This window comes from Actinophytocola algeriensis (assembly GCF_014203735.1).
GTDB classification, from domain to species: Bacteria; Actinomycetota; Actinomycetes; order Mycobacteriales; family Pseudonocardiaceae; genus Actinophytocola; species Actinophytocola algeriensis.
This window is the reverse complement of sequence record NZ_JACHJQ010000006.1, coordinates 87,267-107,789: the sequence shown is the minus strand read 5'-3', so window position 1 is coordinate 107,789 and position 20,523 is coordinate 87,267. Positions and strand designations below refer to the sequence as shown.

Annotated in this window: 20 protein-coding genes; 6 read left to right on the top strand and 14 right to left on the bottom strand. The window is 70.1% G+C overall.

The genetic code is table 11. The annotated features are described in order from the left end of the window. Window positions 1-3: 3 nt before the first annotated feature. Window positions 4-252, top strand: coding sequence for a phosphopantetheine-binding protein (locus FHR82_RS27685; RefSeq protein WP_184813494.1), 249 nt, complete (start codon window positions 4-6; stop codon window positions 250-252). A 23-nt stretch (window positions 253-275) separates the two neighbouring features. Next, window positions 276-1,139: a phytanoyl-CoA dioxygenase family protein gene (locus FHR82_RS27680; protein ID WP_184813493.1), complete on the top strand. Its 864-nt coding sequence runs from the start codon at window positions 276-278 to the stop codon at window positions 1,137-1,139. Window positions 1,140-1,224: 85 nt separating this feature from the next. Here FHR82_RS27680 and FHR82_RS27675 read toward each other — a convergent pair whose 3' ends face one another. Next, window positions 1,225-2,466 carry a cytochrome P450 family protein gene (locus FHR82_RS27675; RefSeq protein ID WP_184813492.1) on the bottom strand — a complete coding sequence of 414 codons (1,242 nt, stop codon included), beginning with the start codon at window positions 2,464-2,466 and terminating at the stop codon, window positions 1,225-1,227. Window positions 2,467-2,757: 291 nt separating this feature from the next. Between FHR82_RS27675 and FHR82_RS27670 the strand changes: the two genes are divergently transcribed. Further along, window positions 2,758-3,912: an acyltransferase family protein gene (locus FHR82_RS27670; protein WP_184813491.1), complete on the top strand. Its 1,155-nt coding sequence runs from the start codon at window positions 2,758-2,760 to the stop codon at window positions 3,910-3,912. A 128-nt stretch (window positions 3,913-4,040) separates the two neighbouring features. Then, window positions 4,041-5,621 (top strand): MFS transporter, encoded by a 1,581-nt coding sequence (locus FHR82_RS27665; RefSeq protein WP_184813490.1) that lies wholly within the window; start codon window positions 4,041-4,043, stop codon window positions 5,619-5,621. A 66-nt stretch (window positions 5,622-5,687) separates the two neighbouring features. Here FHR82_RS27665 and FHR82_RS27660 read toward each other — a convergent pair whose 3' ends face one another. From FHR82_RS27660 to mtnA, 6 genes are read right to left on the bottom strand one after another with little or no spacing between them, the layout of a single operon-like run. Beyond that, window positions 5,688-6,491, bottom strand: a complete 804-nt coding sequence (locus tag FHR82_RS27660; protein ID WP_184813489.1) for an S-methyl-5'-thioadenosine phosphorylase — start codon at window positions 6,489-6,491, stop codon at window positions 5,688-5,690. Further along, window positions 6,464-7,687: a pyridoxal phosphate-dependent aminotransferase gene (locus FHR82_RS27655; protein ID WP_184813488.1), complete on the bottom strand. Its 1,224-nt coding sequence runs from the start codon at window positions 7,685-7,687 to the stop codon at window positions 6,464-6,466. The genes FHR82_RS27660 and FHR82_RS27655 overlap by 28 nt, the downstream gene beginning before the upstream one ends. Continuing rightward, window positions 7,688-8,374: an acireductone synthase gene (gene mtnC, locus FHR82_RS27650; RefSeq protein ID WP_184813487.1), complete on the bottom strand. Its 687-nt coding sequence runs from the start codon at window positions 8,372-8,374 to the stop codon at window positions 7,688-7,690. Then, window positions 8,371-8,955: a 1,2-dihydroxy-3-keto-5-methylthiopentene dioxygenase gene (locus tag FHR82_RS27645; protein ID WP_184813486.1), complete on the bottom strand. Its 585-nt coding sequence runs from the start codon at window positions 8,953-8,955 to the stop codon at window positions 8,371-8,373. The genes mtnC and FHR82_RS27645 overlap by 4 nt, the downstream gene beginning before the upstream one ends. 27 nt (window positions 8,956-8,982) lie before the next feature. Further along, a complete protein-coding gene (gene mtnB, locus FHR82_RS27640) occupies window positions 8,983-9,606 on the bottom strand; it encodes a methylthioribulose 1-phosphate dehydratase (protein WP_184813485.1) in 624 nt (207 codons plus the stop codon). After that, entirely contained in the window at window positions 9,603-10,631 is a 1,029-nt protein-coding gene (gene mtnA / locus FHR82_RS27635; protein WP_311771315.1) for an S-methyl-5-thioribose-1-phosphate isomerase, read from the bottom strand. Before mtnA ends, mtnB begins: the two co-directional genes overlap by 4 nt. Window positions 10,632-10,834: 203 nt before the next feature. On the opposite strand from mtnA, the gene FHR82_RS27630 reads away from it, so the two are divergent. Both FHR82_RS27630 and FHR82_RS27625 read left to right on the top strand, forming a co-directional pair. After that, a complete protein-coding gene (locus FHR82_RS27630; protein WP_184813483.1) occupies window positions 10,835-11,866 on the top strand; it encodes a GNAT family N-acetyltransferase in 1,032 nt (343 codons plus the stop codon). Continuing rightward, window positions 11,863-13,101, top strand: a complete 1,239-nt coding sequence (locus FHR82_RS27625) for an MFS transporter (RefSeq protein ID WP_184813482.1) — start codon at window positions 11,863-11,865, stop codon at window positions 13,099-13,101. Before FHR82_RS27630 ends, FHR82_RS27625 begins: the two co-directional genes overlap by 4 nt. Before the next feature lie 240 nt (window positions 13,102-13,341). On the opposite strand, the gene FHR82_RS27620 is transcribed toward FHR82_RS27625, so the two are convergent. From FHR82_RS27620 to FHR82_RS27590, 7 genes are read right to left on the bottom strand one after another with little or no spacing between them, the layout of a single operon-like run. Continuing rightward, the gene (locus tag FHR82_RS27620; protein WP_311771314.1) at window positions 13,342-14,676 is read right to left on the bottom strand and encodes an FAD-binding oxidoreductase; all 1,335 of its coding nucleotides are present in this window, start codon (window positions 14,674-14,676) and stop codon (window positions 13,342-13,344) included. Further along, window positions 14,673-16,259, bottom strand: a complete 1,587-nt coding sequence (locus FHR82_RS27615) for a PLP-dependent transferase (RefSeq protein ID WP_184813481.1) — start codon at window positions 16,257-16,259, stop codon at window positions 14,673-14,675. Before FHR82_RS27615 ends, FHR82_RS27620 begins: the two co-directional genes overlap by 4 nt. Before the next feature lie 8 nt (window positions 16,260-16,267). Beyond that, entirely contained in the window at window positions 16,268-16,984 is a 717-nt protein-coding gene (locus tag FHR82_RS27610) for a transglutaminase-like domain-containing protein (RefSeq protein WP_311771313.1), read from the bottom strand. Then, window positions 16,981-18,123: an acyl-CoA dehydrogenase family protein gene (locus tag FHR82_RS27605; protein ID WP_184813480.1), complete on the bottom strand. Its 1,143-nt coding sequence runs from the start codon at window positions 18,121-18,123 to the stop codon at window positions 16,981-16,983. Before FHR82_RS27605 ends, FHR82_RS27610 begins: the two co-directional genes overlap by 4 nt. 28 nt (window positions 18,124-18,151) lie before the next feature. Next, complete coding sequence (locus tag FHR82_RS27600; protein ID WP_184813479.1) at window positions 18,152-18,529, bottom strand: ectoine synthase; 378 nt, start codon at window positions 18,527-18,529, stop codon at window positions 18,152-18,154. A 5-nt stretch (window positions 18,530-18,534) separates the two neighbouring features. Then, a complete protein-coding gene (locus FHR82_RS27595) occupies window positions 18,535-18,804 on the bottom strand; it encodes a phosphopantetheine-binding protein (protein ID WP_184813478.1) in 270 nt (89 codons plus the stop codon). 1 nt (window position 18,805) lies between these two features. Then, complete coding sequence (locus tag FHR82_RS27590; protein ID WP_184813477.1) at window positions 18,806-20,332, bottom strand: AMP-binding protein; 1,527 nt, start codon at window positions 20,330-20,332, stop codon at window positions 18,806-18,808. Window positions 20,333-20,523: the final 191 nt, after the last annotated feature.

Sequence of the window (20,523 nt, the reverse complement as noted above, 5' to 3'; positions counted from 1 at the left end):
CACATGAGCAGCAACATCAACGAGACGGTCAGCCGGATCTGGCACGACGTCCTCACCGTTCAGGACGGCCAGGAGGACGCGACCTTCTTCGACCTTGGCGGGGAGTCCATCTCCGCGGTCCGGCTGGTGTCGAGGATCGAGGAGGAGCTCGACATCTGGATCGACGTCGGCGACATCTTCGAGGACGACCCGACGCTGGCCGACCTGACGAGCACGGTGACCGCCAAGGCAGCCGAGGCGTCGGCGGCCTGAGCCGGCGGAGAAAGGAACACACAATGGCCGGTCTTACTCGGGTGACCCCCGACACCAGCCTCGATGAGGTTGTCGAGATCCTGGAGCGGGACGGCGGCGTCATCGTGGAGGACTTCGTCGACTCCACGACACTCGACGCGCTGTGGGCGGACCTCGGCCCGTCGCTGGACGCGCAGGACTACGGTGACGACTGGTACAACGGCACCAAGACCCGGCGGGTCTCGTCGGTGTTCGCCAGGACCCACCAGCTGACCCCTGTGGTGTGCCAGCCGTTGTACCTGGGTGCGGCCCGCCGGATCATGCAGAAGCCGATTCCGATGTACATCGGCAAGAACCGGGTGGAGATGACGCCGACGATCCAGATCAGCGGCACCCAGCTGATCCAGATCCACCCGGGCCAGGGCAAGCAGCCGCTGCACCGGGACGACGCGCTGCACCTGCGCAGCCATCCCGGGCCGACCAGCCGGGTGCAGCTGATGCTCGCCATGAGCGAGTTCACCGCGGAGAACGGCGGCACCCTGGTGATCCCGGGCAGCCACCACTGGGACGACGAGCGGGCTCCGTCCACATCGGAGGCCTATCCGACCGACATGCCAGCCGGTTCCGGGCTGATCTGGTTGGGCGGCGTCTATCACAGCGGTGGCAAGAACGTCAGCGACAAGCCGCGCACCGGCCTGACCATCGCGCTCGACCTGGGCAACCTCCGCCAGGAGGAGAACCAGTACCTCGCGGTGCCCCGGGAGTCCGTGCTGGCCTACCCGGAGGAGGTGCGCCGGCTGCTCGGCTACGACCGGTGCCCGCCGGGGCTGGGCTGGGTCGAGATGGAGGACCCGTACCTGTTGCTGGCGGCCGACGACGACGAGTCCGGCGAGCAGTTGGCCTCGTAGACGGCCAGTGGGGCGACGAAAAAGATCCGGCCGGTGAGATTCTCACCGGCCGGATCTTTTGGTGTCCGGGGGATCGTGCGGGCCGTCAGGCCGCCTTGCTGGCGACCGCGGAGAGCCGGACGGGCAGGGAGCGGTGGCCGTTCATGACGAAGGAGGGGATGTGGGTCAGGCTCTCGACCGGGGCGGCGAGGCTGACGTCCGGGTAGCGCTCGAACAGGCTGGACAGCCCGACGGTGCTGACCATGCGGGCGATGCCGGCGCCGAGGCAGTAGTGCGGCCCGAAACCGAAGGAGATGTGGTCCTTGTCCTCGCGGGTGATGTCGAACTCGCAGGCGCTCTCGCCGTGGACGGCCGGGTCACGGCCGGGGGCGGCGTAGTTGACGAGGATCGGGTCGCCCTGGGGAATGGTCACCCCGTCGAGCTCGATGTCGTTGACCGCGTACCGCAGCGGCAGGCTCGCCAGCGGCGACTCCACCCGCAGCACCTCGTCGATCAGGTCGCTCCAGGAGGACTGCCCGTTCTTGATCCGCGCGAGCTGCTCCGGGTGGCTGAGCAGCAACGTGATCGCGTTGTCCAGGAAGTTGATCGTCGTCTCCGACCCGGCGCCGATGACGGCGAAGATCGTGTCCGCCAGCTCCTGCTCGGTCAGCCGCGAGCCGTCCTCGTCCCGTGCGGCGATCAGGTCGCTGGTGATGTCCTCGCCGGGCTCGGCCCGCTTGAGCGCGATGTGGTCGGCGATGGCGCCGCGCCAGCCGACCAGGATCTCCTGCGCCTGCTCGGAGGTGACGTCGGTGCGGGCCATCATGTCCATCACCTTGGTCAGCGCGAGCCGGGGCTCCTCGCCCATCCCGATCAGGTCCGCGACGACCATGCCCGGCAGCGGGTAGCAGAACCGCTCCTTGAGGTCCACCACCGCGCCCGCCGACGCGTCCTCGGCGAGGTTGTCCAGCAGCATGGTGGTCAGCTCCGCCACGTGCGGCCGGATCGCCTCGGTGCGCCGGGGGGTGAACGCCTTGCCGATCAGGCGGCGTAACCGGCGGTGTGCGGGACCGTGGGTGGTGGAGATGTTGTCCATCTCGACCCAGCTGATCATCTCCCAGGTCGGCGGGACGTCGCCGTTGATGAAGGCCGGCCAGTGGTGGCGGGCACTCTTGGTCACGTCCGGGGAGGCCAGCAGTTGCTTGGCGACGGCGTAGCTGTTCACCGACCAGGCGAGCACGCCGCCCGGCAGCTCCACCTGGGCCGCTGGGCCCTGCGCGCGCAGCCGTGCCGCCTCGCCATGGATATCGCTGCCGGTGATGTCCAGCGCAGGACAGCGTTTCTCCATTGCAGTTCTCCCTTAATCAAAATGGCTTTGACGCAATGGTACTGCGGTTTGGCCTTGTTAATTGGTAAGGAAGCTTTTCGAATTGAACTCGGCAATTTCGGAGTGCAGGTCGGACAGTGCTGTTCCGCGCACGCTCGGTGTGCGCAATGTCGAGGATGCCCGGGCAGCTCCGGTCGTCCAGGGTGAGGGCGTTACGGGTGGGGCTGCCAGGTACCGGAGGAAGAAATGGCCCAGCAGGTGGAGTTATCGAAGGCGGACGCACGGCGTTCGCGGTTGCCATCCCTCACCGGGATGCGGTTCATCGCCGCGGCGATGGTGTTCCTGTTCCACGGTGTGCTCTACACCGGGCTGTTCGCCGACCCGTCCGCGCAGAGCACGCTCGGCAGCATCGTCGCCGGCGGCGGCTGGACGGGCGTCTCGTTCTTCTTCATCCTCAGCGGGTTCGTGCTCGCCTGGTCGGCCCGCTCGAGCGACACCCTCGGCCGGTTCTGGCGGCGCCGGCTGTGCAAGATCTTCCCCAACCACCTCGTCACCGCGGTCGTCGCGTACGTACTGGCGTCGGCCGTCGTCGGCACCGCCCTGCCCGACTCCTCCTGGTTGAACATCCTGCTGCTGCAGTCCTGGGTGCCGGACCTCGGCGTGATCTTCACCGGCAACGTGGTGGCCTGGTCGCTGTCCTGCGAGCTGCTGTTCTACCTGCTGTTCCCGCTGCTCCTCCCGATGTTCAACCGGATCCGGCCGGAGCGGTTGTGGCTGTGGGCAGGCGGCTTCGTCGTCGCCATCCTCCTCGTGCCGACCCTGGCCGCCGCCATCACCCCGCCTGCCGCGCTGTCCGCCCCCCTCGTCATGCCGGTCATCGACATGACCATGTGGCAGCAGTGGTTCGTCGCGCTGTTCCCGCCGGTGCGGTTGCTGGAGTTCGTGTTCGGCATCGTGCTGGCCCGGATCGTCATCACCGGGCAGCGGCTCCCGCTGAACCTGGGTGGCGCGGTCGCCTTCGCCATCGCCGCCTACGCGCTCTCCCCGCTGGTCCCCGGCGAGTACCGGGTCGCGGCCACGATGGTGATCCCGCTCGGCCTGGTCATCGCCGCGGGCGCGCGGATGGACGAGGCCGCCGAGCGCAGCTGGCTGTCCGGTCGGCGCATGGTCTACCTGGGCGAGATCTCCTTCGCCGTGTACATGGTGCACAACCTGGTGCTGGTCTACGGCCACCAGCTGCTCGGAGCCACCACGAGCTGGGCCACCCCGGCCGCGCTCGGTGTGCTGGCGCTGTTCCTGGCCGCCACGCTGGGCGTCGCCGCGCTGCTCTACACGTTGGTGGAACGCCCGGTCATGCAGTACTTGGCGAACCCGCGCCGCCGCCGGCCGTCCGCGCTGGCGTCCGTCCCGACTGGACAGTCGGCGCCGCCGCCTGCCCGGCCCGACGGCGACCGGCTGGCCGGCTGATGGCAGGCACCGGAGAACTCAGCAATCTGGGAGATGTCGGCGACGTCCCTTTGGAGGACCTTTGCGATAGCGTGCTCTGAGTTATGAACTGCAACAGAGTGTGATCATCATTCGAAAGGATCAATGACGTGACTCCTAACGACGCCCCAGCCAAGGCAGGGAGGCGGGAGTGGATAGGGCTGGCCGTTCTGGCTCTCCCCACATTCGTCGTTGCCATTGATCTCTTCGTGTTGTTGTTGGCATTGCCGAACCTGGCGACGTCGCTGCAGGCGGGGAGCAACGAGCAGCTGTGGGCCACTGACATCTACGGGTTCCTGTTGGCCGGGTTCCTGGTCACCATGGGCACATTGGGTGACCGGATCGGCCGACGCCGGCTGCTGCTCATCGGCGGTGTCGCCTTCGCCATCGGATCGCTGCTGTGTGCCTACGCGCCCACGATCGAACTGCTGATCGCGGCCAGGGCGCTCCTGGGCATCGCAGGCGCGACGCTGATGCCGTCGACGCTGGCCCTGATCGGCACGCTGTTCCAGAACCCCAAGCAGCAGGCCGCCGCGTTCGGCATCTGGGGTGGCACGTTCACCCTCGGCGCCGTGTTCGGCCCGGTGCTCGGTGGCGTCATGCTCGAGCACTTCTGGTGGGGTTCGGTGTTCCTGCTCGGCGTGCCGTTCATGGTGGCGCTCGTCGTGCTGGGCCCGGCGTTCCTGCCCGAGTTCCGCAACCCGCAGCCCGGCAAGCTCGACCTGACCAGCGTCGTGCTGTCGCTGGTCGCCCTGCTGCCGCTGATCTACGGCATCAAGGAGCTGGCCCGTGCCGGCTTCGAGCCGCTGCCGACCGTCTCCCTCGTCGTCGGCATCGTCGTCGGCTACCTGTTCGTGCGCAGGCAGCGGCACCTGGCCGACCCGATGCTCGACCTGAACCTGTTCACCAACCGCACGATCGGCACCACGCTGATCAACCAGCTCACCTTCAGCCTGGTCGGCGGCGGCTTCATGATGATGATGCTGCTGTACTTCCAGCTGGTGGGGGGCATGACCACCGTGCAGGCCGGGGCGGCGATGGTGCCCGGCATGCTCACCGCCGCGGTCGGCATGCAGATCGCGCCGAGGCTGGCCAACAAGATCCGGCCGGGGTTGCTGATCTCGGTCGGGGTCGCGCTGGCCGCGATCACCTACGTGGTCGTCACCCAGGTCGGCACCGACAGCAACATGACGATCATCGTCGGGTTCGCGCTGATCTCGTTCTTCGGCGCTCCGACGGTCGCGCTGGGCACCGGTCTCGTGGTCGGCTCGGCTCCCGTCGAGAAGATGGGTGCCGCGGGCTCGCTGGCCCAGCTGGCCAACGAGTTCGGCAGCACGCTGGGTCTGGCCATCCTGGGCACGGTGGGGGCCGCGGTCTACCGCTCCACCGTCACCCTGCCCGGCGACCTGCCCGCGGACAGCGCGGCCCAGGCGGGCGACAGCATCGCCGGGGCCACGGCGGTCGCGGGCGACCTGCCGGCGGGACAGGGCGAGGGCCTGGTCACGGCGGCCAAGGACGCCTTCGTCGACGGCTTCCAGACGGTCGCCGTCATCGGCGCCGTCCTGTACGCCTGCGCGGCGCTCATGGTCGCCATCCGGCTGCGGCACGTGCCCGCGTTCGGTGCCGCGGCCGCCGCGCCGGCGCCGGAGAAGGAGTCCGAGTCCAAGGAGTCAGAACCCGAGGTCGTCTGACCTCGGGCACCACGACACAGGGCGGGCATCCGGATCGGATGCCCGCCCTGTGCGTCGTGCGGTGGGTCAGGGAAGGTCGAAGGGCAGGGTGAGCCCGTCATGCGCGTGGGCACACCGGCAGTCGCCCTGGTCGGCCAGCTCGGCCACCGTGCTGAGCACGAGCTCGCGCAGGCGCTCGATGTTCGAGGCGAAGACCTGGAAGACCTCGTCCTGCGCCACCGCGCTGTCCTCGTCGACGCCCGCGTCGAGGTCGGTGACCAGGGCGACCGAGGTGTAGCACATGGCCAGCTCGCGGGCCAGGGACGCCTCCGGCACCCCGGTCATGTTGATCAGCGACCAGCCCTGCCGGGCGTAGTACTGGGACTCCGCGCGGGTGGAGAAGCGCGGACCGTTGATCACGACCATGGTCCCGCCGTCGGTGACGGGCTGGTCGAGACCGGCGGCGGTCTTCTGCACCGCCGCCCGGCCGTCCGGGCAGTACGGGTCGGCGAAGGCCACGTGGACCGCGCCGGTGTCGAAGAAGGTCGCCTCCCGCCCGCTCGTGCGGTCGACCACCTGGTCGGGCAGGACGAAGGTGCCGGGACCGAGCTCCGGCCGCAGCGAACCGACCGCGCACGGCCCGAGCACCTGACGCACACCGAGCGACCGCAGCGCCCAGATGTTGGCGCGGTAGTTGATGCGGTGCGCCGGGTACCGGTGGTCGCGGCCGTGCCGAGGCACGAAGACCACCTCCCGGTCGCCGACCGTGCCGCGGACGAGCTCGCTGGACGGCTCCCCGTAGGGGGTCTCCACGCTCACCCGCTCGGCATCCTCGAGCAGCGAGTACAGCCCGCTGCCGCCGATCACGCCGACCGGCGCCCTGGCCTCCATCGCAACACTCCTTCCTGGACCTGGCGGTCGCCCGCGAACCGGGCCAACCTGCCGGCCGCGGTGGCGATCACCGCGGGAGACTTGCAGAACGCGAAGCGGACCAGCGCCCGCCCGGCGGCCGGGTCGGCGTAGAACGCCGAGCTGGGGATGGCCACCACCCCGGCCTCCGTGGCCAGGTCGCGGCACAGCTCGGCACCGTCGGCGTAGCCGACCGACCTGGCGTCCGCCTGCAGGAAGTACGTGCCCTGGCACGAGAAGCACTGCCAGCCGGCGCCGGTGAGCTCGTCGCGCAGCGCGTCCCGGGCGGCGGACAGGGTCGAGCGCAGCGTCTCGACCCAGCCGTGCCTGCGGGGGAGCACGGCGGCCACCGCGTGCTGGAACGGGGTGCCGCCCGCGAAGGTCAGGTACTGCTTCACCGTCCGCACCGCGGCGACCATCCGCTCCGGCCCGCACACCCAGCCGACCTTCCAGCCGGTGGCGTTGAAGGTCTTGCCCGCCGAGGAGATGGTGAGCGTGCGCTCGGCCATGCCGGGCAGCGAGGCAAGGGGGACGTGCCGGACCCCGTCGAAGGTCAGGTGCTCGTAGACCTCGTCGGCGATGGCGATCAGGTCGTGGCGCAGGCAGACCTCGGCGATCGTGGCGAGCTCGGCCGCCGACAGCACGGTGCCGGTCGGGTTGTGCGGGGTGTTCACCAGCAGCACCCGGGTGCGCGGCGTCACGGCCGCGGCCAGCTCGTCGGGGTCGAAGGTGAACCGGCCACCGTCCGGGCGCAGCGCCACGGTCCGGCGGCGGGCACCGGCCAGTGCGATCGCCGCGCCGTAGGAGTCGTAGAACGGCTCGAAGACCAGGACCTCGTCGCCTTCGGGGACCAGCGCCGCGATCGCGGCGGCGATCGCCTCGGTCGCGCCGGTGGTCACCAGGATCTCGGTGTCCGGGTCGTACCGCGTGCCGTAGTCGGCGAGCCGCTGCTCGGCGATGGCGGTCCGCAGCGCGGGCAGGCCCGGCAGCGGCGGGTACTGGTTGTGCCCGGCCAGCACCGCCTCGGCGGCCGCGGCGAGCAGTTCTGGCGGTCCGTCGCTGTCCGGGAAGCCCTGACCGAGGTTGAGCGCGCCGGTCCGGTTGGCCAGCGCGGTCATCTCGGCGAACACGGTGCTGCGGAAGTTCGCGAACCGGGGGACGAGCACGTCGTCGGGCATTCAGGCCACCTCCGTTGCCGTGCCGAGCGCACCGAGGTCGGCGACCACCGGGTGCGGGCCGAAGTCGGCCGTGGTGCCCGGCCTGCGCACCCCGACCGCGCGCCAGCCCGCCGCGCGGGCGGCGTCCAGCTCGGCCCGGCTGTCGGACAGGAACAGGATGTCGGCGCCGGGCGTGCCGATCTCGGCCGCGATCCGGCGGTACGAGGCCGGTTCCCGCTTCGGGCCGCCGTTCACGGTGTCGAAGTGGCCGGCGAGGTGGCCGGTCAGGTCCCCGTGGTCGGTGCGGGAGAACCACAGCCGCTGGGCGAGCACCGAGCCGGACGAGTAGATCCAGCACGGCGTGCCGCGCCGCCGCCACCCGGCCAGCGCGGGCGGCACGTCCGGGTACACCTGCCCGGCCAGTTCCCCGGCCAGGAAGCCCTGTTCCCAGATCAGCCCGTGCAGCGTCTTGAGCGGACTGTGCTTGGCGTTCTCGTCGTGCCAGTCGAGCAGGGCGGCCACGACCTGGTCGAGACCGGCCCGCTCGCCGAGCATGCCGCGAACCCCGGCCGTGACGGCCGGGGTTCCCGGGCGGTCCTCCCGCACCCAGCTCTCGATCCGCTCGCGCGCGTACGGGAACAGCACGTCGTGCACGGCGGACAGCGGGCTGACAGTGCCCTCGATGTCGAGGACGACGGCCCCGCTCATGCTTTGGGCGCGGGGGCGAGCAGCTCGTCGAGCGTCGGCATCCCGGCCGCGATCGCCGAGCCGGTGAAGCCGGCGACCCAGCCGTCCTCCTCCTGGAAGAACCGGATGGCGCAGAAGTGCGGCCGGGTGCCCATGTCGAACCAGTGCGTCGTACCGGCCGGAACCGACATCAGGTCGCCCGCGGTGCAGACCACCGCGTAGACCTTGTCGCCGAGGTGCAGGTAGAAGCAGCCGCTGCCCTCGACGAAGAACCGGACCTCGTCCTCGTCGTGGGTGTGCTCGTCGAGGAACTTGGTCCTGGCCGCCTCGGCTTTGGCAGGCCACTCCGGGTCGGCGTCGTCCGGGACCAGCCGGACCACGTCGACGAGCGGGTAGGGGCCCTCCGCGGCGACCCGCGCGACCTCGGCTTCGTAGGCGGCGAGCACCTGCTCCTGCCCGGCGTCGGCCGCCAGCGGCACGGTGTCCCACCGCTCGAGCCGGATGCCGTGCGGAGCGAGCTCGGCGGCGATCTCGGCGAGGTCTGCGGTGCGCACCAGCACGTTCGCGCCGTCGTCCGCCGGCATGACCTGGAGCAGGGTCATCGGGTTCTCCTTTCCCCGGGCGGCACGTCAGCGCCCGTCGAGTAACAACGTCAGCTGGCACATCGCCTCGAGGCACTCCATGCGGTTGCGTGCGACGTCCAGCGTCGGGCCCCAGGTGGTCGCACCGTGGTTGCCGATCAGCATGACCGGCGGCGCGTCCGAGGTGAGCCGTTCGGAGACGTCGTCGCCGATGCGGGGCACGTCGGCGTGGTTGTCGAACACCGGCACGACCACCTTGGCCGGGTCGGCGAGGCCGAGACCCTTGATGATCTCCAGGTCGGTGAACTCCACGGTGCCCGCGCCGCGCCGGGCGGCCAGCACGGCGACCGCCGTCGCGTGCGGCGGGTGCGCGTGCACGACGGCGCCGAAATCGGCCGACAGCCGGTACAGCGCCGCGTGGATGGTGGTCTCGGCCGACGGGCGCGGTGCGCCCTCGTGGACCGGGCGCGCGTCGGCCACGCCCACCTCGACCATGTCGGCGGCGGTCATCGCACCCTTGCTGCGCCCGCTGGCGGTGATGAGCGCGGTGTTCCCGCCGGGCAGCCGGACCGAGATGTTCCCGGCCGTGCCCTCCATCCACCCCCGCCCGTACAGCGCGGCGGCCGTCTCGGCCAGCGCCTGGCCTGCTTCGATGTCGACGGGCACGGTCACGACGCGTCCTCCCGAACTGCCGCCTGAGGGCTGAACAGGCCGTTCTCGGTCACCACGGCGGTGATGAGCTCGGCAGGCGTGACGTCGAACGCCGGGTTGAACACCCGGGTGCCTGCCGGCGCCACGTCGACGCCGCCGAAGGCGACGACCTCGCCCGCCGCCCGCTCCTCGATCACGATGTCCGCCCCGCCTGCCAACGACAGGTCCAAGGTGGACTCCGGGGCGACCACGACGAACGGCACCCCGGCCCGGTTCGCGGCCAGCGCGAGCGAGTACGTGCCGATCTTGTTGGCCACGTCCCCGTTGGCGCACACGCGGTCGGCGCCCACCAGGACGCAGTCGACCATGCCTGCCGCCAGCGCGGCCGGGCCGGCGGAGTCGACCAGCATCCGGTGCGGGATGCCCGCCTCGGCCAGCTCCCACGCGGTGAGCCGGGCGCCCTGCAGCAGCGGGCGGGTCTCGCCGAACAGCACCTCGGCCACTCCTCCGGCGGCGGCGAGCTCGCGGATGGTGCCCAGCGCGGTGCCCCAGGCCACGGTGGCCAAGCGGCCGGTGTTGCAGTGGGTCAGCAGCCGCAGCGGTTCCTGGCGGCACAGCCGCCGCACCAGGTCGGCGGCGTGGCTCGCCGCGGCGCGGTTCTGGCGCTCGTCCTCGGCGAGGATCTCCAGCGCCTCGGCGAGCACCGCGTCGGCGCCGCCGCCGAGCTTGCCGACCACCCGGCGCACCGCCCAGCTCAGGTTCACCGCGGTCGGCCGGGCGTCGGCGATGCGCTGCGCCTCGGTGCGGACGGCGATCTCGTCGCAGCCGCCCGCGTGGGTGTGAACCCGTGCCGACAGCGCGACCGCGAGCGCGCCTGCCACCCCGATGGCGGGGGCGCCGCGGATCGCCAGGCGTTGGATGGCGTCGATCACCTGGTCGACCGTGGTCAACCGGAGCAGCCGGTACTCGTGCGGCAACGCGACCTGGTCGACCGCCTCGATGGTGCCGTCGCGCCAGGCGATCGAGCGCGTACTGGAATTTCCCACGATTGTTTCCCACCCCGCACGATTTCCAGGCGCGAATTCACCTTTGCTCTCCAGTCTCGGGGTAAACGATCTCGTGCGCATCTTCCGGCGTGCGAGCCGGCGGGCATTCTTCAAGAATGCGTGATTCGTGGTCGCTGTCGCTCGCGGACGCTATTCACGGCTACCGTTTGAAAAGGAATTCCGAAGCTGGCAGAGGAGTGTCGATGACGGCCGCCCAGAACTTCGACACGCAGTCGTTCCCGCGCACTGTGTTCGACACCGACGAGTGGCGGGACGTGTGGGCGCGGGCGACGATCGAGCGGCAGCGGATCGTCGACCCCGGCCGGCCGCCGCGCTACCTGCTCGAGCACTCCCCGTTCTGGCAGGGCTACGAGGACGACGCCGGGGTCGAGGCGGTGTGGGACCGGCCGGTGCTCACCATCGGCTCGGTCTACTCGGTCTACGGCCCGGCGTACCTGGCCGACGACCGCGCGGCGGTCGGCACCCTGGTCGACGAGGCCATCGCCGAGGCGCGGGACCTCGACGCCGCCGGCGTGCTGGTCTTCAACCTGCCCCCGGAGGCGGCCGCCCAGTGGGCCATCGCCCGCCCGCCGGACGTGTTCGCCCGGCTGGACACCGCGTACTACAAGAACCCCGGCAGCGGCCCGGACCCGGTCATGGGCTTCGTCCCGAAGAACAAGCGGACCGACTGGCGCAGGCGCTGGCGGCGGGCCACCGAGAAGGGCGTCAAGCTGGTCGAGGAGACCGGCGCCGCCGCGCTCGCACAGCTCGACCGCACCCTCGAGCTGAACAACGGCTCGGCGGTGAAGCACGGCTGGCCGCTGCTCTACGACCGGCCCACCCTGGAGGCGGCGCTCACCTCGCCCCACGGCTGCCTGTTCCGGGCCGAGTGGGAGGGGCAGACGATCAGCACGATCGTGTCGCTCGAGTACGACCGCAGGCTCTACCTGTGGGCCGCGGGCACCGACCCAGCCGTCTACAGCGAGATCAGCCCGTACCCGTTCATGCTCTACGAGATCCTCGCCCAGGGCGTCGAGCGGGGCTGGGACGTCGTCGAGTTCGGCCGCGGCAACGACCGGTTCAAGCGGCAGCACGGCTTCTCGGGCAACCACCTGTGGTCGCTGTGGTACGCCGCGCGGCCTGGTGAGGCCGAGGTCTACGGCCCGAGACTGACCGCCCTGCACAACGGCATGGCGGAGGTGGCCGGATATCCCGGGTTGGCGCAGCGTCCGTGACGGCCCGCCAGTTCACCGGGATCGGAGCGCTGCTGCTGGCCGCGGCGATGATGAACGTCGCGTACACCATGCTGGTCCCGCTGGTTCCCGAGCTGACCGACCGGTTCCAGATGTCGGCGCTCGAGGTGGCCGCGGCGTTCAGCGGGTTCGCGCTGGCCAAGGCGCTCGCGCAGCCGCTCGGCGGCTACCTGGTGGACGCCACGTCGCGTCCTCGGCTGCTCGGCGCCATCGGGCTCTGCCTGACCGCGCTGACCATCGTCGGCCTGGCGTTCGCCACCGCGGGCTGGCAGGTGCTCGGCTGGCGGCTCGCCTGGGGCGCGGCCGAGGGCATCACGATGCCGGTGCTGTACCAGCTGGCCAGCTCGCTGGGGGCGGGCTCCCGGTTCGGCACGGCGCGGGTGATGGGCTGGTTCGGCGGCAGCTGCACGGCGGGCATGGTGCTGGGACCCGCGGTGATCGGCCTGCTGCACCCGTTCCTCGGCTTCACCGGGGTGTTCCTGGTCGGCGCGGTGGTGACCGCCGTCGGCGGGGTGCTGCTGCTCGGCCTGCGGATCACCGAGGTGGACGAGCCGGACCCGGCCGAGCGGGCGGTGGCCGGCGGGCTGCCCCGCCGCGCGGTGCGCTCGCTGGTCGTACTGGTCGGGCTGTTCGCGGTCGTCGACCTGATCAACAACGCGCTGTTCGCGGCGCTGGAACCGGTCGTCCCGCTGCACCTGGACGACCTCACCGGGGACGGGGTCGCCTACACCTCGGTGATCTTCACCGCGGGCCTGGCCGTGTTCATGCTCGGGGCCACGTTCGGTAGCCGGTTCGTCGAGTCCAGACCGTTGCTGGGCATCGTCGTCGTGGCGTTCGCGGTCGAGGCGGTGGGGCTCGCCGCGGTCGGCCTCTTCGACGGCGTCGTCGCGATGTCGGGCGGGCTGCTGCTGTTCATGATCGCCCAGCCGGTGCTGTACCTGGTGGCCCGCCAGGGGGTGAGCCTGGTGCCGCGACAGCTGCGCGGCCGGGCGTTCGGCGTCTTCGGGTTGGTGTCGGACATCGGCTTCATCGTGGGCCCGCTGCTCGGTGCGGTCGCCTACGCCGGGCTGGGCACGTCGGTGTTCCTCATCATGGCCGCCGTCGCCGCCGTCGCGGCGTTGGCCGCGGCCCCGCTGCGCGGGCTCCCGGACCGGCTCCTCGCCACTGCTGTCCCGGACCAGGACACGGCGCCCAGCCCGGCAGGCAAGTCCGCCTGACTTTTGCTTCCGGCGGCTTCTCGCCGGGCGCGTTCGCCTCCGCGGGCTCCGTTGCCGGACGGGGTTTGCCTCCGGCGGCTCCTCGCCGCAGAGGCAGGTCTCCGGGATGGCGGCGGGTCGGCAGCGGCGAGCTTTGGCAGGGACTCTGTGGTGGTGTCGGGGTTTGCGCGCCTTATGCTCCCGATGCGACGAAGGCCCGCCGGTCGTCCGACGACCGGCGGGCCTCTCGCTTCGCGCTCGTCAGTGTGCCGACGGGCGGATGTTCTGGTTGAGGTGGAAGACGTTGTCCGGGTCGTAGCGGTCCTTGATGGTGGTCAGCCGGGCCAGCTTGTCTGCCGGGTAGGCGCGGCGGACACCCTCGGTGCCCTCGTCGCTGAGTGCGTTGACGTACACTCCGCTGGCGAACGGTTCCATCACCGCGGCGGCCTGCCGGGCGACGGCCATCCGGTCGGCGTCCTCGGCCGGGTCGGTCCACCTGGAGCCGGTGCTGAACTCGAACAGGGTCTGCCGGTGGCTGAAGGCGGAGTCCTCCTCCGGGACGTCCGCGATCGCGCCGCCGTAGGCCTGCAGCCCCCCGCCCGGCAGACCATCGGTGGCGCCGAGCCGCACGAGCGCCTCGATCGCCTCGTCCGGGAACGCGGGCAGGTAGTGGCCCTTCGAGTAGCGCCGGAACGTGTGCCTGCCGACCGCGTCGCTCTGCGTCTGCAGCTCCACATAGGACTGTTCGACCACCCGCTCGGCCACCGGGCGGCCGAGATCGCGCAGCGGCGGCAGCAACCACCGGCCCCGCTGGGGGTCGCCGACCCACACGTAGCCGACGGTGACACCCTCGCCGTCGACGTCGGCCTGGAAGGTCGCCTGCCGCGGCGCCTGCGCGTTGAGCTCGCGCCAGCCGCGCAGCACGGTCACCGCATCGTCGAGCGGGAAGGTCAGCTCGGCCAGCAGCGTCTGGGTCCCCACCGGGTGCAGCTCGAACTCGAACTCGGTGACGACGCCGAAGTTCCCGCCGCCGCCGCGCAGGCCCCAGAACAGGTCCGGGTGTTCGTCCCGGCTCGCCCGCAGCACCTCGCCGTCGGCGGTCACCACCTCGAAGGACACGACGTTGTCGCAGGCCAGGCCGTACTCCCTGGCCAGCCACCCGAACCCGCCGCCGAGCGTGAGGCCGCCGACGCCGGTGTGCGAGACGTTCCCGGCCGTGGTGGCAAGGCCGTACCGCTGCGACTCGCGGTCCAGCACCGCGAGCAGCGCACCGCCCTGCACCCGGGCGCGGCGGTGCACCGGGTCCACCGTGGCGCCGCCCATCGGGGTGAGGTCGATCATCAACCCGTCGTCCGGCACGGCCAGGCCGAGCACGCTGTGCCCGCCGCAGCGCACGCCGATCTCCAGGTCGAGCTCACGCGCGGTCCGCACCGCGGTGACCACGTCCTGGACGCTCGCACACCGGATGATCATCCGGGGCCGCCGGTCGACCATCGCGTTCCAGACCGCGCGGGCCTCGTCGTACTCCTCGTCGCCCGGGCGCAGCACGTACCCGTCGAGCCCGCCGCCGCCGCTGCTCGTCGCCGTTTCGGTCACTTGCCCTCGCTCCTCAGTGGAGTGTCGGCGATCGCCTTCGAGATCGAGTCGGCGAGCCCGCCTAGCTGGTGGCCGCGATCTCCGATGTACAGCCGCAGGAACAGCGGCTCGTCGTCCGTCGCGGGGACGTACTTCCGTTCGGCCTCTGTGGTGCCCACGTCCTGAGCCCACACCCTGGGCACCGCGTAGCCGAAGCTGACCCCCTTCGTCACCTGCACACCGGACTCCTGTGCGTGCGCGAGGATCCGGTCGACCACGTGGTTCAGGTTGTCCCAGTCGTTGCGCGCCCGCTCATGGTAGAGGAACGTCACGATCCCGCTGCCGTACGGCAGGGACCGGATGAGCCCCACGTCCGGGTGGTGGGGGAGCGCGGGGTGGTGCACCTCGCCGATCGCCGACACCCGGGGGTCGGCCAGCAGCAGGTTGGCCAGCCGCTCGGCGTTGTCCCAGATCCGCCGCATGCGCTTGTGGTGCGTCGAGGCCGGGTACCGGGGGAAGAGCTCCGCGTTGTGCCTGGCGAGCACCGCGCCGAGGTTGCGGCGCAGCATGCTCATGCGCTCGGTCAGCTCGACCGGGTACACCACCAGGCCGGCGAGCGCGAAGTCCATGCCCAGCTGCAGGTACTTGGTGCAGCTCTCGTAGTAGATGATCTCCAGCTTGTCGTCGCTGGCGAACAGCTCCGGCTGCAGCGACGCGCCGATCATCGTGCCGTCGACGACCACCGTCAGGCGCTCGGTGGCCACCTCGCGCAACCTGCGGAACAGCTCGGGCAGGTCGAAGATCCGCTGCCGGACGTTGTTCGCCAGTGGGTCGACGAGGACCACCTTGGGCCGGAGGCGGACAACGTCGCCGACGATCTCCTCGACCTCGTACCCGCTCGCCCGCTCGGCCCGCAGGTCCGGCAACGCCGTCAGCTGCTGCGCGGTCTCGTAGTAGATGTAGGGCGCCAGCAGGATCGTGTCGCCGGTGCGCAGCCGGTCCCGCAGCAGGAACGACTCGACCCAGGTCCACGCCGACATGCCGGACGCGGTGACGCCGATCCCGTACTCCGCCGGCGACAGGCCGAGCACCTCGAGCATCTGGCTCTCGACCCGGGTGACCGCGGCATGCATGCCGTTGCGGTCGTAGTTCATCGTCGGCCAGGACTCGGTCTGGGTGCCGAAGAACTGCACCTGCTGCGACTGGGAGTACGCCTTGCCCGCCCACTCCATCGAGTTCCGCACGTAGGCCAGCGTGCTCAGGCCGAACCGCAGCACCGACTCCGCGACGCTGAGCAGGTCGGCGGCGTCCTCGACGGACTCCGCCAGCAGCGAGCGCTGCTGGCGGATGATCCGCAGCCCCACCTGCTCGGTGGCGGTCTTGAGCTGGTTGAGCACCGGGGCGTCCACGGGCAGGTCGTTGCGGGCGCAGTAGGTCGCGAACTCCTCGACCTCGTGCCGGGCGGCGCGCAGCTCACCGAGGCAGATGTCGAACTGCTCGTTCAGAGCGTCGACCTGCTCGGCCACCGTGGCGCGCAGGAGCTCGGTTGACCCGTCGCGCCAGAGCGTGCCCGCGGTGGACCGGGACTCGACTGGTTTCGTCATGGCTGTCCTTACGCCGCACGCTGTTGCGTCGAACCGGCCTCGGCGATCAACGAACCGTCCTTCGTCTCGTACCTGCTGTCGAACAGGCGCGGGTGCGCCACCCGGATCCCGTCGACGACCAGGTCGTACGGGAAGTCGTCGAACTCGCCGTGCTCGTGCAGGAACTCCATGTACTTGCGGCCCTTGCTGTCGTACGGGTGCGACATGCTGTCGGTCTTGCCGTCGAAGTCGAGCGGCGTGATCCCGTACAGCCGGCAGAGCATCTTGTTGAACACCGGCGTCGCCCTGACCCACCGGCCGTCGAGGTACACCGTGGTGAGCGCGTGGAAGCGGAACACGTCGCCGCCCACCAGCTCGCGCAGCCGGTCCGAGGCGAGGTGGTTGCGCACGTCGGTCATCACGAGCCGGCTGGGGATGCCGACCGCCCGGCACGCCGCGGCGTACACGTTGGACTTGTGGATGCAGAACCCGCGCCCGCGGCCGAGGATCGAGCTGGCCCGCAGGCCCTCCGGGCTCAGGCTCGCGCCGTAGACCTCGTAGTTGATCTCGTCACGCACCGCGTAGTAGAGCTTGACGGCGTTCTCGATGGGCGTGCCCCGGTCCTCGCCGAGCACGCGGTCGACGAAGTGCCGCACCACCAGTGTGTCGTGGTCGAGGAAGTCGGTGACGGCCAGTAATTCCTCTGGCGTCTTGTCGGTGCCCATCTTCTTCGCCTTTCGGTTCACGAGACCCGGAGGATCCGGGAGATCTTGTCCCGCTGGATTTCGGAGGTGCCCGAATAGATCGTGCCGCCGGTCGCGTCCCGGAGGTCCTTTTCCAACCCGAACTCGGTGAGGTACCCGCGGCCGCCGAAGATCTGCACCGCGTCCGCGGCCGACTTCACGTTCGCCTCGCTGGTCATCAGCTTCGCGATGGCCAGGTCCATCATCACGTTCTCACCGGCGAGGAAGTCCTCGGCGGTGTCGTAGAGCCACTTCCTCGACGTCTCCAGCCCGATCTTCATGTCCACGATCTTGTTCGAGATGGACTGGTAGGACCCGATCTTCGCCCCGAACTGGGTGCGGGAGCGGGCGAACTCGATGCACCGCTCCAGCCGGTTGCGGATGTTGCCGAGGCTGAGCACGAACGCGCACAGGACTTCCCACTTCATCACGTAGTCGAGGATGAGGAAGCCCTTGCCCAGCTTGCCGACCATGTTCGACGCGGGCACCACGACGTCGTCGAACGTGATGTTGCAGAACGGCGTCGTCCGCAGGCCCATCTTGTCGATGACCTCGCCGATGCCGAGACCCGGTGTGTTCCGCTCGACGAGGAACGTGCTGATCCCGAACGGGCCGGTGCCGCCCTGCGTCCTGACGTAGAGGAGGAACAGGTCGGCCACCGGTCCGTTGCTGATGAAGCACTTCTCGCCGTTGATGACGTAGTTGTCACCGTCGCGGACCGCCGTGCTCTTCATGCTCGCCGCGTCCGAACCGCCGTGGCGCTCGGTGATGGCGTGCGCGCCGATCCGGGTGCCGTCCGCGACCGACCGGAGGAAGCGGTCCTTCTGCTCGGTGGTGCCGAACCGGTGCAGCGGGATCCCGGTGCTCACCAGCTGGGTCGCCACCGACGAGTTCAGGCCGTTGTCCCGGCAGCCGTACCCGAGACCCTCCAGCACGTACATGGTCGTGAGCAGGTCTTGGCCCAACCCACCCCACGCCGGATCGAACGGGAGCTTCAGCAAGCCCGACTCACCGACCTGCTTCCATTGTTCCCAAGGGAAGGTGCCGGTTCGGTCGCGCTCGAGGTGGCCCTCGCCCCAGGCGGCAAACTTGTCGGCGAAGTCGATCCGCAGATCGCGTTGCTCGGCTGACCACGTCCGCATGACTCAGACTCCCGCCTGCGATCTCGGCTCAGTAGTTGGAGAAGCCATCGGCTTTGGAGAGGTCGTGCACCTCGTGACCGTGCAGCGCCGGGGTGAACACGCACACCAGCCGCAGGTCCTCGTGGTCCGATGCGACCAGGTGGTGCGCGTCGTGCTGGTCCAGCGCGTAGATCGTCCCTGGCACGATGGGGAACTCGTTGCCCTCGGTGTCGATGACCTTGCCGCTGCCCGCGTAGCAGTAACACGCTTCGAGGTGGTTCTTGTACCGTAATGGTGAACTGGTACCGGCTTTGACGACCGTATCGGTCACGGTGAAGCCCATGTCGTCGGCCTTGGTCAGGTAGCGCCTGCTGGTGCCGTTGCCCCAGTCGACCGGGATGATCTCACTGGCGTTGCGCACGATCATCGGTATCACGCAGCCTTCGCGATGTCGGTGGTGCTCGCCGCACGGTCGATGAACCCGCAGATCGCGGTGACCGTGACGAAGTCCTGCTCGTTGATCTCGATGTCGTCGACCGGGATCGAGAACGTGGTCTCCAGCCAGCTGATCAGGCGCAGCAACCCGAGACTGTCCACGACGCCGTTGGCGATGAGGTCGTAGTCGTCGGCCAGGTCGTCGGTCGTGATATCGGGCACGAACTCGCGCACGATATAACTCTTGATCGTGTCCGAATAGCTCACGTCAGCTCCTGTTCAGTACAGTCCGGCGGATTTCCTGCCGGTCGACTTTGCCCGTTGACGTTCTCGGCAACGGCTCCTGGGTGATCTGGATGGCCGCCGGGATGGCCACCCTGGGCAGCCGCCGCCTGCAGTGGTCGCGCAGCACGAGACCGTTCGGCGCGCCGGGCGCCCTGCCGCGCACCACCGCGTGGATGCGCACCCCGGCGATGTCGTCGGGGATGCCGATCACGGCCGCCTCGACCACGTCGTCGTGCTCGAGGATGATCAGCTCGATCTCCTCGAGGTTCACCCGGAAGCCCCGCACCTTGACCTGGAAGTCGTCGCGCCCCAACAGGGTGAACACACCGTCGGCGTCGCGGCGGACCAGGTCCCCGGAGCGGAAGTACGGCCTGGAGCCGCCCTCGAGGTGGACGAACCGGTTCGCCGTGGCGCCGGTCGGGTCGAGGTAGCCGCCGGTCTGGAACGGTGTGCGGACGAACAGCTCACCGGTCGCCGGTCCGGACAGGACGTTGCCGTCGCCGTCCACCACGAGCGCGTCCACACCGGGCAGCGGTCTGCCGACCGGCAGGTCGCCGCCCGCCGAGGGGGCGATCTCGTGCAACAGGCTGTCGTTGGTCTCCGTGCAGCCGTACAGGTTCCAGATCCGGGCGGCCGGGAACATCCTCGGCAGCTCGGACAACAGCTTGGCGGAGGTCTTGTCGCCGGTGAGGACCACGTGCCCGACGCTGTGGTACGGCTCCCCGTCCCAGGAGTCGTTGAGCAGGCGGAAGAACATCGGCACCGACTGGATCACGCCGATCCCGTTGGCGCGGACCAGGTCGCCGAGGTGCCGGCCGTTGGTCGACCGGTCGGTCTCGACCAGCACCGCGGTGCCGCCCGCCTTGAGCGTCGCCCAGATGTCCAGCAGGCACAGGTCGAAGTTGAGCGGGGCGTAGTTCAGCACCGCGGTCGGCTGCCCGATGCCGAAGTGCGCGATGGCCCAGTCGGTGAACCGGTCCACCGCCCCCACGGTCAGCGGCACGATCTTGGGTACCCCGGTGGAGCCGGACGTGGTCAGCAGGAGCGCGACACCGCCGTCGGAGTCGCCGTCGGCGGCACCGTCCGAAGTGGCCGGTCGCGCCCCGGACCGCCCGGCCGTCGCGCCGGACACCGCGCAGTCGATCTTGTGCACCCGGTGGTCCGCGGTCTGCGCCGGGGTCTCGGCGGCCAGCATGTCGCCGCAGTCCGCGTTGCGCAACAGGGTGCTCACCATGTCGGCGCCCAACTCGGCCGAGGGCAACAGGATCGGCAGCCGAGCGCGCAGGCAGGCGACGAGCAGGGCGATCGTGCGCGGCGTCTTCGCGGCGTGCACCGCTACCGTCGTCCCGTCGGGCAGCCCGAGCTCGTCGATCCCGGCCAGCGCCGTCCCCGCCATGGCGTCCAGCTCGGCATAGCTGACCCGCTCCTCGCCGAAAACCAGGGCGGTGGCGTCGGGCCGGTCACGGACATGCTCGGCTAATCGACCCAATAACGAGGACGGATGCCCCATCGATTGCTCCAAAGGCCTGGATTCTTCAACCACGACTGCAGCGAAACTCTGCGTGTCCCCAAGCGTGCAGCACTTTTTCATGGCCTCCATCTTTGGTCGTGCTCTACACGGGACAGTCCAGCGGTGACGACAATTCACAGCGCATTTCCGCGTAAGCGCGGCGGCTGACTTGCCCTTCGTCCTGAATCGAG